Source organism: Parabacteroides bouchesdurhonensis, assembly GCF_900186615.1.
Lineage (GTDB): Bacteria > Bacteroidota > Bacteroidia > Bacteroidales > Tannerellaceae > Parabacteroides > Parabacteroides bouchesdurhonensis.
This window is the reverse complement of the sequence record NZ_LT896588.1, coordinates 785040-802064: the sequence shown is the minus strand read 5'-3', so window position 1 is coordinate 802064 and position 17025 is coordinate 785040. Positions and strand designations below refer to the sequence as shown.

At 45.3% G+C, this 17025-nt stretch carries 7 protein-coding genes; 6 read left to right on the top strand and 1 reads right to left on the bottom strand.

Features of this window, described 5'->3' with window-relative positions:
• Positions 1–236: 236 nt before the first annotated feature.
• The 6 genes from dxs to C1721_RS03475 all read left to right on the top strand — a co-directional run bounded on the left by dxs (position 237) and on the right by C1721_RS03475 (position 16140).
• A complete protein-coding gene (gene dxs / locus C1721_RS03500; protein ID WP_102407184.1) occupies positions 237–2132 on the top strand; it encodes a 1-deoxy-D-xylulose-5-phosphate synthase in 1896 nt (631 codons plus the stop codon).
• A 60-nt stretch (positions 2133–2192) separates the two neighbouring features.
• The gene (gene trkA / locus C1721_RS03495) at positions 2193–3530 is read left to right on the top strand and encodes a Trk system potassium transporter TrkA (protein WP_102407183.1); all 1338 of its coding nucleotides are present in this window, start codon (positions 2193–2195) and stop codon (positions 3528–3530) included.
• 8 nt (positions 3531–3538) lie between these two features.
• On the top strand, positions 3539–4993 hold the full coding sequence (locus tag C1721_RS03490) for a TrkH family potassium uptake protein (protein WP_102409219.1): 1455 nt from the start codon (positions 3539–3541) through the stop codon (positions 4991–4993).
• 197 nt (positions 4994–5190) lie between these two features.
• Positions 5191–5778, top strand: a complete 588-nt coding sequence (gene ruvA, locus C1721_RS03485; RefSeq protein ID WP_102407182.1) for a Holliday junction branch migration protein RuvA — start codon at positions 5191–5193, stop codon at positions 5776–5778.
• A 16-nt stretch (positions 5779–5794) separates the two neighbouring features.
• Positions 5795–13213, top strand: coding sequence for a T9SS outer membrane translocon Sov/SprA (gene sov / locus C1721_RS03480; RefSeq protein ID WP_102407181.1), 7419 nt, complete (start codon positions 5795–5797; stop codon positions 13211–13213).
• Between the two features lie 128 nt (positions 13214–13341).
• Entirely contained in the window at positions 13342–16140 is a 2799-nt protein-coding gene (locus C1721_RS03475) for a TonB-dependent receptor (protein ID WP_102407180.1), read from the top strand.
• Between the two features lie 75 nt (positions 16141–16215).
• Here the strand turns inward: C1721_RS03475 and C1721_RS03470 are convergent, their stop codons facing one another.
• Positions 16216–17016, bottom strand: a complete 801-nt coding sequence (locus tag C1721_RS03470) for a M48 family metallopeptidase (protein WP_234347286.1) — start codon at positions 17014–17016, stop codon at positions 16216–16218.
• Positions 17017–17025: the final 9 nt, after the last annotated feature.

The following is a 17025-nucleotide window of genomic DNA, read 5'->3' as shown; positions in this document are numbered from 1 at the left end:
TCGGGATGAGTGAATAAGCAGCAAAAACTAAGTAATAAAATAAAGTTCTTACTGTTTTCTTCTGTGAAGAAGAAAGACAGCTAAAAAACAAGCTCCATTAGTCGTTACGGCTGATGGGGCTTTTGTTTTTCTGTTACGGATAGGTGCTATGTTTTAGAGAGGAAGTGAATAATTGACTATCTAAAACTATTATATATGCCGTTAATTCTGTACTTTTGCCACAAAAAATTGTCACTATGGCGGAATGCGAAGGTGAACACATATTAAACAGTATTGATTATCCGGAAGATTTACGAAAGTTATCTCAGGATAAGCTTGTAGACGTATGTGCTGATTTGCGTCAATATATTATAGATGTTTTGTCGGAGAATCCGGGACATCTGGGAGCGAGCTTGGGAACTGTAGAGTTAACGGTGGCGCTCCATTATGTATTTAATACTCCTTATGACCGGCTTGTATGGGATGTTGGCCATCAGGCGTATGGTCATAAAATCCTGACGGGAAGGCGTGAAACTTTTCATACGCTTCGCCGGTTCAAGGGGATCAGTGGTTTCCCGAATCCGGCAGAAAGTAACTATGACGCTTTTATAGCGGGACATGCTTCTAATTCGATTTCGGCTGCTATGGGAATGTCGGTAGCTTCCGCTTTGAAGAATGAATTGGACCGTCATGTGATAGCTGTAGTTGGCGACGGAGCAATGACGGGCGGCTTGGCTTTTGAGGGCTTGAACAATGCTTCCGCCAATCCGAATAACCTGCTTATCATACTTAATGATAATGATATGGCTATCGACCAGAGTGTGGGTGGACTTAGCCAGTACTTGGTGGATGTTACTACCAGCCAGACCTATAATAAGATGCGCTACGACGTATATCGCGGATTGCGTAAAATGAAACTGATAAATGACGACCGCCGTGAGAATATACTTCGTTTCAATAATAGCCTGAAGGCTTTACTTACCCAGCAACATAATCTTTTTGAGGGATTCAGCATACGCTATTTCGGTCCGGTAGACGGGCATGATGTGAATTACCTGGTTAAGATACTGAATGACATAAAAGATATGCAAGGTCCGAAATTGCTGCATATTAAAACAAAAAAGGGAAAAGGTTTTAAGCCTGCGGAAGAATCGGCTACGGAATGGCATGCCCCCGGACGATTTAACAAGGAAACAGGTGAACGTATTATTGTTCATACGCTGAACGAACCTCAGCTTTATCAGGATGTGTTTGGTCATACGCTGGTGGAGCTGGCCGAGAAGGATGAACGTATTATCGGCGTTACGCCGGCTATGCCTACAGGCTGTTCGATGACCTATATGATGAAAGCTTTTCCGAAGCGGGCATTCGATGTCGGTATAGCGGAAGGACATGCCGTTACTTTCTCAGCCGGTTTGGCTAAAGAGGGAATGATTCCGTTCTGTAATGTTTACTCTTCCTTCATGCAGCGGGCTTATGATATGGTAATTCATGATGTCGCTTTGCAGAAACTGCATATGGTGATTTGCTTGGATCGTGCGGGGTTGGTAGGAGAAGACGGCGCCACTCATCATGGCGTGTTCGACCTGGCTTATCTCCGTCCGGTACCGAATTTGGTTATTTCGTCTCCTCTGAATGAATGGGATTTAAGAAACCTTATGTATACCGGATATAAAACAACGGATGGGCCTTTTGTTATCCGTTACCCTCGTGGAAAAGGGGAAAAGAGCGATTGGCGCAATGAAATGGCTATCCTTCCGGTTGGTAAAGGGAAAAAACTTCGTGACGGAAAAGACATAGCCGTTCTTTCGCTTGGTCCGATTGGCAACGAGGTGATGAAAGCAATAAACATGGTAGAGGGCGAAGGTTTGTCTGTTGCCCATTATGATATGATTTATTTGAAACCGATAGATGAGGGATTATTGCATGAAATCGGTGCGGGTTTTACCCGTATTGTCACGGTAGAAAACGGTGTGATAAAAGGCGGTTTGGGAAGCGCTGTTCTTGAGTTTATGGCAGACAATGGCTATACGCCTCATGTAAAACGTATAGGCGTGCCGGATGAATTTATAGAACACGGTTCTATTCCTGAATTGTATAAACTATGTGGTATGGACGCAGAGTCGATAGCGAATGTTATCCGCTCTTTCTGAATGTTCATACGGATGGGAAGGCTTAATGTACTAACAACAATTAGAGTGTTTTAACGTAGTATGAAGATTATCATTGCCGGAGCAGGTGAAGTGGGAACGCATTTGGCAAAAATGTTATCTCAGGAGAATCAGGATATCGTATTGATGGACCCGAATGAGGAACGTCTCAACTTTCCTAATTCAAGCATGGAGATATTGCCGGTGGTAGGAAATCCTACTTCCTTACGTGATTTGGAGGAAGCGGGTATAAAGCGCACGGATTTGTTTGTTAGTGTTACTCCCGAAGAAACGACGAATATCTCCGCTTGTATCCTGGCTCATCAGTTGGGAGCGCACAGAACGTTTGCGCGTATTAATAACTACGAATACCTGTTACCTAAAAATAAGGAACTCTTTGAGAAGCTGGGAATCAGCTCTATGATTTATCCGGAAATGCTGGCGGCAAAAGAGATTGTGACAGCCGTGCGTCGTCCGTGGACGCGCCAGTATTGGGAATTGTTCGGAGGCGCTTTGATACTGATCGGTGTAAAAGTGCGTGAGAATTCCCGTATTGTCAACCGTCTGTTATCCGAATTGCTCAATGAACAGAAGCTGTATCATATTGTGGCCATTAAGCGTCAGAATGAAACGATCATTCCGCGAGGCACAGACCGCATCGAGCCGGGAGACATCCTTTTCTTTACAACCACCAAAGCGCATATAGAAGATGTGCGTATGCACGCCGGGAAAAAAGATCCGGAAGTAAAGAAGGTCTTTATTATGGGAGGAAGCCGTATTGCTATTCGCGCCTGCCAGTATCTGCCGAATAATATCCGTGTAAAAGTACTGGAAACGAATAAGGAAAAAAGCCACCGTATAGCCGAGGTTGTGCCGAGCAACGTGCTTATTATTAACGGAGACGGACGTGATACGGACTTGTTGATACAGGAAGGTATTAAAGATGCGCAGGCTTTTATTGCCCTTACCGACAACTCAAGTACAAATATCCTGGCTTGTCTGGCTGCCAAACGTTTTGGCGTATTCAAGACAATAGCCAAGATTGAGAATATAGACTATATCCCGCTGGCGGAAAGTATGGACATCGGTTCTGTAATCAATAAGAAACTGATTGCCGCCAGCCATATTTACCAGTTCCTGCTGGATGCCGACGTATCTAATGTTAAATGCCTGACGTTTGCTAATGCCGACGTTGCGGAACTGGTGGCACGCCCGGATTCAAAAATTACAAAGAAACAAGTGAAGGATTTGCGCCTTCCCCGCGATATGACTTTAGGCGGGCTTATTCGTGACGGTGAACCTATGATGATTAAAGGTGATACCCAGATACAGGCTTACGATCATGTGGTTGTGTTCTGTCTGGATACGGCCATGCGTAAGTTGGAAGACTACTTTAATTAGTTGTTATGTTGCTGAATGTACGTTTTATAATTAAGATGCTGGGGATGATGTTCATCCTGGAGACGCTATTCATGTTATCCGCAGCGGCTGTGGCATTTTTATATAGAGGCGATGATCTGTATCCGCTACTTTTATCAAGCGGGATTATGCTTGCGATTGGAGTTCTGTTTTATCTGATCGGATTCCATGCGAACGAATACTCCGCCGGACGGCGTGAAGGTATGCTGACGGTTTCACTTACCTGGATCTGTCTTTCGTTATTGGGAATGCTTCCTTTCTATCTGGGCGGTTATATTAATAACGTAACCGATGCCTTTTTTGAAACTATGTCCGGCTTCACTACCACCGGTTCTACCATTCTTCGGGATATAGAAGCGTTGCCTAAAGGCATCCTGTTCTGGCGCAGCCTTACCCAGTGGCAAGGAGGTATCGGGATGATTGTGTTTACCGTTGCCCTGATGCCTATATTTGGTACAGGCGCCTCACAGCTGTTTGATGCCGAAACCCCCAGTATCACCCATGAACGTTTCCGCCCTCGCGTAACGCAGGTTGCCAAACGATTGTGGGGCGTTTACGTATTCCTTACGTTGCTGTTGACATTGCTTCTGTGGTTAGGGCCGATGAACCTGTATGACGCCGTAAATCATGCGATGACTTGTATGTCTACCGGCGGATATTCCACCAAGAACGCAAGTATAGCCTATTGGAACTCTCCTTACATAGAATATATTATTGCTCTCTTTATGTGTGTGGGAGCAACCAATATCACGCTGATCTATTTCTTCATTAACGGCAAGTTCGGCAAGCTGCTGAAAGATGAAGAAACCCGCTGGTTTTATTCATTTGTAGCGCTGTCTGTGGCAGTCGTTACCGCATGGGTTTACCTTAAAGGGTTTGAATCCGATTTTGAAGCCGCCTTCCGCCAGTCGGCCTTTCAGGTATCCACGCTTATTTCCACTTGTGGATTCGGTACGGTGGATTATATCCCCTGGGGGCCCTTCTTCTGGATGATAGCCCTGATATTGATGACCGTTTGCGGATGCTCGGGCTCTACCAGCGGAGGTATAAAGATGGGGCGGATCGTTATTCTTACCAAGAACCTGTTGAATGTATTTAAGAAGCAGACGCATCCGCACGCCGTTGTGCCGGTTCGTATGAACGGACATGTCGTATCGTCCGATATCGTGCACCGTGTGCTGGCTTTTGTTTCCGTCTATATAACGTTGATTATAATCAGCTGCCTGGCATTGACGCTGGACGGGCTTAGTTTTGACGACGCCCAGGGGGCGGTGGTGTCGGCTATCAGTAACGTAGGGCCGGGTTTGGGAACTTTAGGGCCTACGGGAAACTTTGCCGATATTCCGGTTGTATCAAAATGGTTTCTCTCGTTTCTGATGATGACGGGACGTCTGGAGATATTTACAGTCATAACTATTTTATTACCAGGTTTCTGGAAGCAATAGTTCGTGATACCGTCTCACGGCATAACGTGATAACTTACCACGCGTACACATGATAGCTTGTCACGCGTACGCGTGGGAGATTCCAACGCGTATACGTGATAAGGCACCACCAACTAAAGGCAATTTTTGCAGACGGTATATACGTTTTTGCTTAACGTTACGTTATATTATGAACGAATCATTAACTTGACACGCAGATGATAGAATATATAAAAGGAGAGATTGTTGAACTTACACCAACCCGTATGATTATGGAATGCAGTGGTATAGGTTACGAACTTAACATCTCCCTAAATACATACAGCGCTTACAGCGGCAAGCCTTCGGGAAAGATTTACGTGTATGAAATCATACGTGAAGACGCCCATTTGCTTTTCGGCTTTGCTGCGAAGATAGAGCGGGAACTCTTTCTGCTCCTAACTTCCGTGTCGGGAGTCGGACCTAATACGGCCCGTATGATCTTGTCTTCTCTGCCTCCTACCGAACTGATTCAGGTCATATCGGCTAAAAACGAAGCCGCCCTGACGGCGGTGAAAGGTATCGGAGCGAAGACGGCGCAACGCATATTGGTAGATTTGAAGAATAAAGTGAAGCCGGAAGACGGACTTACGGCCGCCGCTACTCCTTCCGCCGGAAACGCGGCTGTGGCGGAAGAAGCCGTTGCCGCCCTGGTTATGTTAGGCTTCCAGAAAGCCGCTTCGCAAAAAGCGGTGAATACAATACTGAAAGGATCTCCTCTGTTGGCTGTAGAGCAGGTCATTAAAACAGCTCTCCGAATGCTTTAATAGCCAGATTGCGAAGATGAAGAAACGAATACTGAAATATATCCTGTGGATGGTTGTATTGCTGTTTGGTGCCGGCCTGTATTCACTGAATGCCGATTACCTTACTTATACCGCTACCTTGCCCGAACTGGAACTACTGGAGGCGCCGGAAGATACGATTCCGCCCCGCTATCCGGTATCCCGGACATCTCCGCAGGAATATGAAGACATCGTAAAGCAATCTCCGGCCGACCTTCGGACTCCCGATAACGTAAAAACGACTATCGAATACGATATAAAGACCGGCGCTTATATTGTCCGCACCAAGCTGGGCGACAAGGAACTGGGTACGCCTATGACCCTGACGCCGGAAGAGTATCAGGATTACAGTATGCAGCAATCCCTGCGTTCTTATTTCCGCCAGAAGAACGAAGAAGAATTCCAGAAGGAAGCCAATAAGCAGTTTAACCTGACGGATATGCAGTTCAATATCGGAGCTGCCGACCGTATTTTCGGTCCCGGAGGGGTGAGGGTGAAAACACAGGGATCGGCCGAACTGACAATGGGGTTGAAGAATAACAAAGTACAGAATCCGTCTTTGCCCGAACGGGCCCGTAACCGGACTTTCTTTAACTTCGACGAGAGTGTCCAGCTGAATATGCAAGCCTCTGTCGGTTCTAAAGTCAATTTCGGAATGAACTACAATACGGAGACTTCTTTCGACTTTGATTCCAAGAAATTGAAACTGGCCTATACCGGCGAGGAAGACGAGATCATAAAATCGTTGGAAGCCGGTAATGTTAGCATGACGACAAGCAACTCCCTTATTAATGGCGGAGCTGCTTTGTTTGGTATAAAGGCCGACCTGCAGTTTGGCAAATTGCGTGTCAACGCATTGTTTGCCCAACAAAACTCGGAGTCCAAGACGGTTAATTCCAAAGGAGGAGTACAAACGAAGCCGTTTGAGTTAACCATCGACCAGTATGATGAGAACCGCCATTTCTTCCTTGCCCATTATTTCCGCGATACGTATGATGACGCGATGAAGAAACTGCCTTATATCTCTTCTTCTGTATCTATTAACCGTATCGAGGTCTGGATTACGAATAAGAGAAGCAATTACGACCAGTCCCGCAATATCGTGGCTTTTTCCGACTTGGCCGAACGTAACCATATAAGCAATCCGTCTTTTGTCCAGCCTTCCGGTTCGAGCAGTTTGCCTGCCAACGGGGCTAATACCTTATACAGTAATGTGCAGACGATTGAAGGTGCTCGTCAGATCAGTACGGTAAACCAGGCGTTAGGAGGTCTTTTAACGGGCGGCAAAGACTATGAAGAGATAGAGAGCGCCCGTCGTCTGGACGATTCCGAATATACGTTTAACAAGCAATTGGGGTATATCTCTTTGAAAACGCAATTGCAGCCGGATGAGGTTCTGGCGGTTGCTTTTGAATATACTTCAAACGGGCAGGTATATCAGGTAGGTGAGTTTTCTACCGACAATTCCAATAATACAACGAACTGCCTGTTTGTGAAATTGCTGAAAGGCGTATCCACTACTCCCGATATGCCGTTCTGGGATTTGATGATGAAGAATGTGTATTCTTTGGGGGCTTATTCCGTGCAAAAGGAGAAGTTCAAGCTGGATATTATGTATCAGAGCGATTCGGCGGGTACATACGTCAACTATATTCCGGAGCCGTCGTTGAATAACCAGATATGGTTGAAGTTGATGAACCTGGATCGCCTGGATTCAAAGAATGAACCGTATGCCGACGGTTTCTTTGACTTTGTAGACGGTTATACGGTTCAGGCTGAGAATGGCAAGATCATATTCCCGGTAGTTGAACCTTTCGGTTCGAACTTGAAGAATAAAATAGGAAATGCCGCTATCGCTAATAAATACATCTATCAGGAATTGTATGATTCTACATTAACTGTGGCAAGGCAGATCGCAGAGAAGAACAAGTTCATTATGCGTGGTGAATATAAAGCTTCTTCGGGTTCGGAGATTCAGTTGGGAGCTACGAATGTAGCGCGCGGGTCTGTAAAAGTAACTGCGGGTGGAGCTATTCTTACGGAAAACGTAGATTATACGGTAGACTATACCTCCGGTACGGTAACGATCCTGAATGAAAGCATTATCTCTTCCGGAACTCCGGTCAGCGTATCTTTGGAGAACCAGTCGGTATACAATATGCAGCGGAAGACAATGGTGGGACTGGATTTGAACTATCAGCTCAACAGGGATTTTAATATCGGCGCGACTGTGATGCACATGTCTGAGATGCCGCTTACTACAAAGGTGGCTTTCGGCGACGAATCCATTAATAATACGTTGTGGGGGCTCAACGCGTCTTATAAGGGAGAAAGCCAGTGGCTGACTAATATGTTTGACAAATTGCCTTTATTGACACTGACAAAGCCTAGCCAGATTTCTTTCAATGCGGAATTCGCCCATTTGATAGCAGGCCATTATGAAAATAAAAATACCGGCGGTTATTCTTATCTGGATGATTTCGAATCTACCCAAAGCGGTTTTGACTTGTTGAACCCGTATCCCTGGAATTTGGCAAGTACTCCGTCCGACGATGCCACATCTGCGTTGTTCCCCGAGGCAAAGCTGGTAAATGATGTGGAATATGGTAAAAACCGTGCCTTATTGGCCTGGTATTACATAGATGGAATCTTTACCCGTAAGAATTCAAGCTCCCTGCCAAGACATCTAAAGGAAGATAAGGAGCAATTGTCTAATCATTATGTCCGCGCGGTGTATACGGAAGAATTGTTCCCGAATAAAGATTTGGGATATAATGAGAATAATACGTTGTCTGTACTGAATCTGGCTTATTATCCAAATGAGCGTGGCCCGTATAACTTGGATGCGGATGATGTAAATTCAGACGGAACACTGGCTCATCCGGAAAAGCGTTGGGGCGGTATCATGCGTAAAATAGATCAGAGTGACTTTGAAACAGCTAATATTGAATATATCGAGTTCTGGTTGCTTGATCCTTTTATTTATGATCAGAATGTAAACGGTGGCGACCTTTATTTCAACTTGGGCGAGATTTCGGAAGATATTCTGAAAGATGAGAAGAAATTCTTTGAAAATGGCTTGCCGGTAGATGGAGACCAGTCGAAAGTGGAAACTACGGTTTGGGGTAAAGTGCCCCGCCAGCAAAGTACGGTATATGCTTTTGATAATACTGCAGGGGCGCGTCAATTGCAGGATGTCGGTTTGAACGGACTCTCTACAACGGAAGAGTTAGGGTTTGAGACGTATACAAAGTTCTTGGAAAAGTTAAGGCCTAAATTGTCTGCTGCCGCTATTGCTGAAATGGAGAATGACCCGTTCTCCGTGTTGAATGATCCGGCCAGTGATAACTATCATTATTTCCGTGGAGAAGATTATGATGAACAGGAAAAGAGTATCCTGGAACGTTATAAACGTTATAATGGGACGGAAGGAAACTCGGAAGAATCGACCGGACGGTATAATACATCGGCTAAAAACCTGCCGGATGTGGAAGACCTGAATCAGGATAATACGTTGAATAAAAATGAAAAGTATTATGAATACAAGGTATCTGTTCGTCCGAAAGATATGGTAGTAGGTAATAACTTTATTGTAGATAAACGTGAGTCCAATGTGAAACTGGTAAACGGAACTACCGATAAAGTTACCTGGTATCAATTTAAGATTCCTGTTAAAAAGTACGATCGTGCGGTGGGAGGTATCAATAACTTCAAAACCATACGTTTTATGCGTATGTATCTGACCGATTTTAAAGACCCTACCGTATTCCGTTTCGGTACTTTCCAGTTGGTAAGGGGCGACTGGCGTTCTTATGAACAAGACTTGTCTAATCCGAAAGTTCCGCCTACGATTAAAGGGACGCTGGAAGTCTCTACCGTAAATATTGAGGAGAATGGCGACAGGCAACCGGTCAACTACATTCTCCCTCCGGGTATCAGCCGTATGCTCGACCCGAGCCAGCCGCAGCTGATCCAACAGAATGAACAGTCCCTTTCTCTGAAAGTGACGAACCTGGCTGCTCAAGACGCAAGGGCTGTTTATAAGAGCACATATTATGATTTGCGCCAGTATAAACGTATGCAGTTGTTTGTGCATGCCGAGGCTCTTAATCCGAATGTTACGGAGTTAAAGAGTGAAGAATTATCCGTCTTTATCCGTTTGGGGTCTGATTATAAGAATAATTATTATGAATATGAAGTACCGTTGAAGTTAACGCCTCACAGTGACCAGTATAGTTCCAATAGCGCGGATGACCGCGAAGCTGTCTGGCCTACCGTGAATACACTCAACTTTAGTCTGGAAACTTTGACTAACCTGAAGACGGAACGTAATCGTGCGAAACGGTCGGGACAGGATGGGGTTACATTCCAGACGGTATATTCAAGCTATGATAAGGATAATCCGCGTAATAAGATCAGTGTTGTAGGTAATCCGTCTTTATCGGAAGTGAAGACGATTATGATTGGAGTCCGCAATAACTCGAAAGAGATAAAGAGCGCGGAAGTCTGGGTAAATGAACTTCGTTTAACCGACTTCAACGAATCAGGCGGTTGGGCTGCTAATGCCAATCTGAATGTAGCCTTATCCGATTTAGGTACAGTGAATCTAGCCGGAAGGATTGAAACCGCAGGCTTTGGCGCGTTAGACCAATCCTTGTCGGAACGTCGTTTGGACGATTACTCCCAGTACAGTGTATCTACTTCCGTAGAGTTGGGTAAATTATTCCCGGAGAAGGCGAAAGTGAGCATACCTTTGTATTATGCTTATTCAAAAGAGGTAACAAGTCCTCAATATAATCCGTTGGATCAGGATATTAAATTATCTGACGCTATGGATGCCGTAGAAACAAAGGCGGAAAAAGATTCTATTAAAGAATTCGCGCAAGACCGGAATACCATTAAAAGTATTTCTTTTAATAATGTGAGGGTGAATATTCAGAGTAAGAATCCGATGCCTTATGATCCGGCAAACTTCTCTTTCGGATATTCTTATAGTGAGAATAATAAGAAGAATCCGGATACCGAATATGAGACGACGAAAGATTACCGGGGTAATTTTGCTTATAACTACACTCCTTATGTCCGCCCGTTCCGTCCATTTGAGAAATTGAAGAAAAATAACGGATATACCCGTTACATAAAGCAACTGGGTCTGAATTATGTGCCGTCGAACATCAGTTTCCAGACAGCCTTGATGCGTAGTTACTATGAAATACAGTTGCGGGATCTTACCAGCCAGGCTAGCGGGGGGGATAAAATACCCGTGTCGTTCAGCCAGAATTTCTATTGGGACCGCGCTTTTAGCCTGCGTTGGGATTTTACGAATAATTTAAGCGCTTCTTTCACCTCAGGAACAAATGCCCGGATCGAAGAACCGCATGTACAAGTAAATAAAAAACTGAACCCGGATGACTATCAGGTGTGGAAAGATTCGGTAAAGCAAAGTATTGCCGATTTGGGTACTCCGATGAAATATGACCAGTCGTTCTCTGTAACATGGAATATGCCGTTGCAATATATTCCGGTACTCGATTGGGTAAACAGTTCTTTCACTTATAATGCCGCTTATAACTGGGATCGCGGAGCCGAAGTGGATGCTGAGACGGAGATTGGTAATACGATCAAGAACCAGCGCCAGTTTGAATGGCAGGGTAGTTTCAATATGCAATCGCTGTATAACAAGAATAAGTTCCTGAAAAAGGTAAATCAGAAGTTCAGCGCTACCCGTTCGACTGCTTCCCGTGAACGTGAGAAGAAAAAGAAAGAGATAAAGCTTGAAAAGGAAATTCAACTGAATCTTGATAGCGGTACGGTGGTGCAACACGGCATGTTTACAAAGAAAGTGCGTATTACGGCTCGTGGTGCCGACGGGAAAATGTATTCGGTGAAATACAAACCGATCAATTACGCGGAAGTAATGATCCTGAACAAAGATACAGCCCACCTGAAACTGACTATCTATCCTGGTCCGAAACCTACGGAAGATTTCTTGTATAAGTCTGCCGAGTATGCCAGCCGTTTCCTGATGATGATACGACGCGTAAACGTCCAGTATTCAACAACGGCAGGTATGATGTTGCCCGGCTTCCGTCCGGAGATCGGCGATATATTCGGACAGAAACGGAATGCGGGAGTGATGGCACCCGGGTTGGGATTCGCTTTCGGTTCGGTAAATCGGGATTATATTAATGATGCTGCCGACAGGGGCTGGTTGGTTATGGACTCTTCCAATGTTACTCCGGCAATGATCAATAATGCGAAAACGTTAAATATCCGTGCGAATTTAGAACCTATTCCGGGTTTAAAGATCGATTTGAATGCCAGTCGCGTAGATACCCGTAACACCGAGATACGGTATATGTACGATGGCATGCCTGAAACACAAGGCGGTAGCTTTACCATGACAACGATTGCCCTAAAGAGCGCTTTCGGAGGAAGCGGTAACGCGGGAAACGGATATTCATCCAAAGCGTTTGACAACTTCTTATTCAACCGCAGTATTATAGCTGCGCGGTTGGAAAATATGTATGCGGGAACTTCGTATCCGAATGCCGGCTTTATTGCCGGAACAGCAAACGCGGGAAGGCCATACGAACAGGGAGGAGTTAGTTTGAATTCTACAGATGTATTGATTCCTGCTTTCCTGGCAGCTTATACCGGAAAGAACCCGAACAAGGTGGGCTTGACGGCGTTTCCTTCTTTAGCAAGCCTGTTACCGAACTGGCGTATTACTTATGATGGGTTGATAAAGATTCCGACGGTAAAGAAATATTTTAAGAGCATGATGTTGAGTCATCAGTACCGTTGCTCTTATAGTGTGGGGACGTTCTCTTCTTTCCTGAACTGGGTAGATGCCGGACAGGATGGCTTAGGTTATGTACGTGATGTGTTGACCGGAAATCCGACCCCGTCGTCTCCTTATGAGATTTCGGCCGTAAGTATTACGGAAGGTTTCAGTCCGTTGTTGGGAGTAGATGCTACACTGTTGAATAATGTAACGGCGCGTGCCGAATACCGGACGACCCGTAATTTGAGCCTGAACATTTCATCCTATCAATTGGTAGAGGCTCTCTCTAATGAGTTCGTTATCGGTTTGGGCTATAAGATGACGGAGTTTAATAAAGTATTGAAGATGAAAAAGACGAGAGACTTTAGCAACGACCTGACGGTCCGCCTTGATTTCTCTTTCAGGAAGATGCAATCACTTATCCGTAAAATAGAAGATAGCTTTACACAGGCTACAAGCGGTAATATTGCCCGTACTATCCAGTTCTCAGCCGATTACGGGTTGAGCCGTGCCCTTACCTTGCGTGCTTTTTACGACCTGCAGGTTAATAAACCATTAGTTTCGAGTGCCTCGTATCCTACTTCCAATTCCAATTATGGAATTAGCGTACGTTTCTCTTTGGCTCAATAGTCTGTTTTATGGAATTATTTGTCTGTTTCAAAAGACTATAGACAATTAAACGAAAATAAATATACCTTTGTTTATTAATTGTGAATACACACAATTCGTTTTTATTTCTCATTCTAAAATAAATGCATATGAAACATGTTTATGGCTGGCTCATTCTGTTCTTGTTTGTATCGGTAAATATAGCATTAGGGCAGAAAGTTGAAGGATATGTATATGATGCTGCGAATAATGAACCTCTGGTAGGGGTTAATATTTATTATAAAGATAAATCAGGAACAAAAGGCGTTATATCGGATATAAACGGGCGTTACGAGTTATCTGTTCCTGTCGGAAGCGTTATTCTTACATTCAGTTATCTGGGTTACGAAAACCAAAACTTTCCTTTAGTCCTCAAGCGTGGACAGAATTATACGTTAAATGCGGGAATGAAAGTACAATCCAATCTGATGGATGAAGTTGTGGTAAGCGTCGGGCGGTATGAACAGAAGCTGAGCGATGTGACCGTATCTATGGAACTCCTCAAGGCAGGTGATATTGCCCGTCAGGATCCGGTAGACCTGACCTCCGTACTGAAAAATGTACCCGGGGTGGAGATTACAGACCGTCAACCTTCTATCAGAGGAGGTTGCGGATGGACTTATGGAGTAGGCAGCCGCTGTCTTATATTGGTTGATGGTATGTCGGTGTTATCTCCCGGATCGGGTGAGATAAACTGGAATATCGTGCCGATGGAGAATGTAGAGCAGGTAGAAGTGCTGAAAGGAGCTTCCTCCGTATTGTACGGATCATCCGCACTGAACGGATTGATCAATGTACGTACCAAACGTCCGGGACTGGACCCGGTAACGCGTGCGAATGTATATATGGGTATTTACGGCGATCCCAAGCAACAAAGCAGTGTATGGTGGGACCGTGACTTATGGAAAAACGGTAATTACGAAACGAAGCCGCTCCTGCGTAATCTATTTTCCGACGCGAATCCGATGTACAACGGAGTAGACCTGTCGCATAGCCGCCGTATCGGTGACTTCGACCTTTCCGCCGGTATGAATCTGTTCTCAGACGAAGGTTACCGTAAAGGGAACTATACGAAACGTTTCCGTATCGGAGGTAACCTTACTTACCACGATCCCCGCGTACAGGGATTGAACTATGGCGTGAATGCCAACTATCTTTCCAACGATTACGCCGGCTTTTTCCTTTGGCGTTCGCCCGAAGAAGTTTATACGCAGTCGCCGTTGGCCAATATGGGCAGGGAAGGTCATAATTTCTACATAGACCCCTTCATCAATTATACCAATGCCAATAACAATACCACCCACCGTATTAAAGGACGTATTTACCGCCGTAAAGACCAGATCGTGTCTGGCACGACCGACAAGACGCTGGATGAAATTGCCGGTAAAATGGGATTCAGTTCCAATTCCATTCCCGAGATTATGAATATTGTAAATAATCCGGTACAAGAACTATTGCCCCTTGTCCTGCCCCATTTAGGAGATGTGCTGAGTGGAAATATAACGGGGCTTGCCGGTGAAGTGGAGAAACTCGGTAACCATTTCTTTCCTACGGCCAAACCGGCCGATTATATGGACCTGGTCTCATGGGTGATGGGACGTACCCCACTGCCTACTAATAGCGATGAACTTCAGGATTGGTTGGCAAATGCTTCTAAACCGATAGAAAAGACGAAACCCGGTTCCGACCTGACGGCCTCTTATTATCTGGATTACCAGTTCAGCAAGAAATATGAAAACTCCTTACTGACGGCCGGCGCTACTTATGAACGTGTCTATGCCGACTCGAAGGTTACCGGTACGCATAAGAGCGACAATGCCGCCCTGTTTGCCCAGTACGACCATAAGCTGTTCGACAAATTGAACCTGTCGTTAGGTATGCGTTGGGAATATTATCGTGTGGACGACCATTACAGAGAAGCCGAAACGAAACTGTTCGGAGCTAAGATCCCTGTGAAGCCTGTCTTCCGTGGTGGACTGAACTACGAACTGGGTGAATATAGTTTCCTCCGTGCTTCCTTCGGACAAGGTTACCGTTACCCGTCCATCGTAGAGAAGTACGTACTGAAAGATATTGGTGGCGTGGGAGCATTCCCCAATGCCGCGCTGAAAGCCGAGAAAGGATTCAATGCTGAGATCGGTTTCAAACAAGGCTATAAGCTGGGAGGCTTGAAGGGATTTGTAGATGTGGCAGGTTTCTACACTCAATACAAGGATATGATTGAGTTCCAGATAGGCCTGTTTGATAAGGAGAATTTTGAATATCTGGATAATCTGAAAGACATCATCGCGTTATTGGTTAATGGAAAAGTGCCGGGTATCGGCGCACAGTTTACCAATGTGGGGAAAGCGCGTATTTCGGGAGTGGATGCTTCCGTGAGCGGCATGTACGACTTCAATTCGCACACTCGCCTGACGTTTAGCGCGGGCTACGTTTATACCCGGCCTATAGATGCCGATGCGGATGCCTTGAACGAAAAAGAGGAAGCCAGCGCCGACCTGTTTTCCATGAAATCCAAATCGAATACTTCCAAATATCTGAAATATCGCCAGAAACATTCCCTGAAAGGCGTGTTCGACCTGGAATGGAAACGTATCAATATCGGTACTAACCTTGCCTGGAAGAGTAAAACGCTGGCAGTAGACTACTTTATGGTAGACGAACGCGAGAAAGCCGCCCCCGATCTGATGGATTATGTACGAGGACTGATGTTTGGCGACCTCCACAATTATTGGATGAACAACAATAAAGGGTACTTTTCAATGGACCTCCGTCTGGGTGTTAAGATTACGAAGAACATACAGTTCCAAGGCATCATCAACAACCTTTGGAATAACGAATACAGTGTCCGTCCGATGGATGTAGCCGCTCCGCGTACCTTTATCATGCAGTTAAATACTACATTCTAGGGTAAGAGGCGGATCAAGTCCTCCAAGACAGGGGGAAACGGCTGTGGCTTACGGAAGCACAGGATATATCAATGTCTATGTCACAAAGGTGATGAATTTGCTGAAACCCGTAAGTTCTTTGCGAAGTGATTTGGCCTGTCCGTTGGTAACATTATCCATTAATTGCCAAAAGTGTTCACCGTGGTTCATCTCGACCGTATGACAGAGTTCGTGCAGCATAACATAGTCGGCCAGGTGGGCGGGGAGAAGCATCAAATTGAGCGATAGGTTGATATTACCTCCCGACGAGCAGCTCCCCCAGCGTCCTTTGCTGCTCTGAATTTTCAGGTTTTTGTAGGTAAAGCCATGTAATGTGGCAAGTTCTTTCAGCCGGGAAGGCAGCAGGCGGCGGGCTTCGTGGCGTAAAGCGGCTTGTAGCATCCGGCGCAGGGTGTGTTGGGTTTCGCTATCGGTAAAGTCGGTGTCCGGAGGGCAGGCAATGTTCAGTTGATCCTCTTTAAGCGACATCATGAAACGGGGTTGACTGTGACGTATGATATGCAGCGAGAAGGTACGGGTTCTTAACTGTGTCTGTTCATCCAGCAAGGGCAGCGCGCGCTGCACGACAAGTTGTTGCAGGCGCGTTTTATTCTCGTTAATAAGACGTAGCAGCGTTTGCCAGTCGCCATAAGGAGGCATAGTGCCGGTTACTTTGCCGTTCACTACTTTTACCGTGTAACGTGTGGCGCGGGGATGGGTAAGGAGCCTGATGATTCCTAATTCGTTATCGTTTACCTTCATTTCCATTATGACGGCAAAAGTAACACTTTGCAGAGAAATAATACGGTGGAATTGTATATCTTTGTACCGGTTTTTTCCCGATAACAGTATAAACATTATAATAAA

Bases quoted from the DNA above. Each gene is read 5' to 3' on its own strand.
- dxs (WP_102407184.1), top strand. From the start codon at position 237: ATGGCGGAATGCGAAGGTGAACACATATTAAACAGTATTGATTATCCG.
- trkA (WP_102407183.1), top strand. From the start codon at position 2,193: ATGAAGATTATCATTGCCGGAGCAGGTGAAGTGGGAACGCATTTGGCA.
- ruvA (WP_102407182.1), top strand. From the start codon at position 5,191: ATGATAGAATATATAAAAGGAGAGATTGTTGAACTTACACCAACCCGT.
- sov (WP_102407181.1), top strand. From the start codon at position 5,795: ATGAAGAAACGAATACTGAAATATATCCTGTGGATGGTTGTATTGCTG.
- C1721_RS03475 (WP_102407180.1), top strand. From the start codon at position 13,342: ATGAAACATGTTTATGGCTGGCTCATTCTGTTCTTGTTTGTATCGGTA.
- C1721_RS03470 (WP_234347286.1), bottom strand. From the start codon at position 17,016: ATGTTTATACTGTTATCGGGAAAAAACCGGTACAAAGATATACAATTC.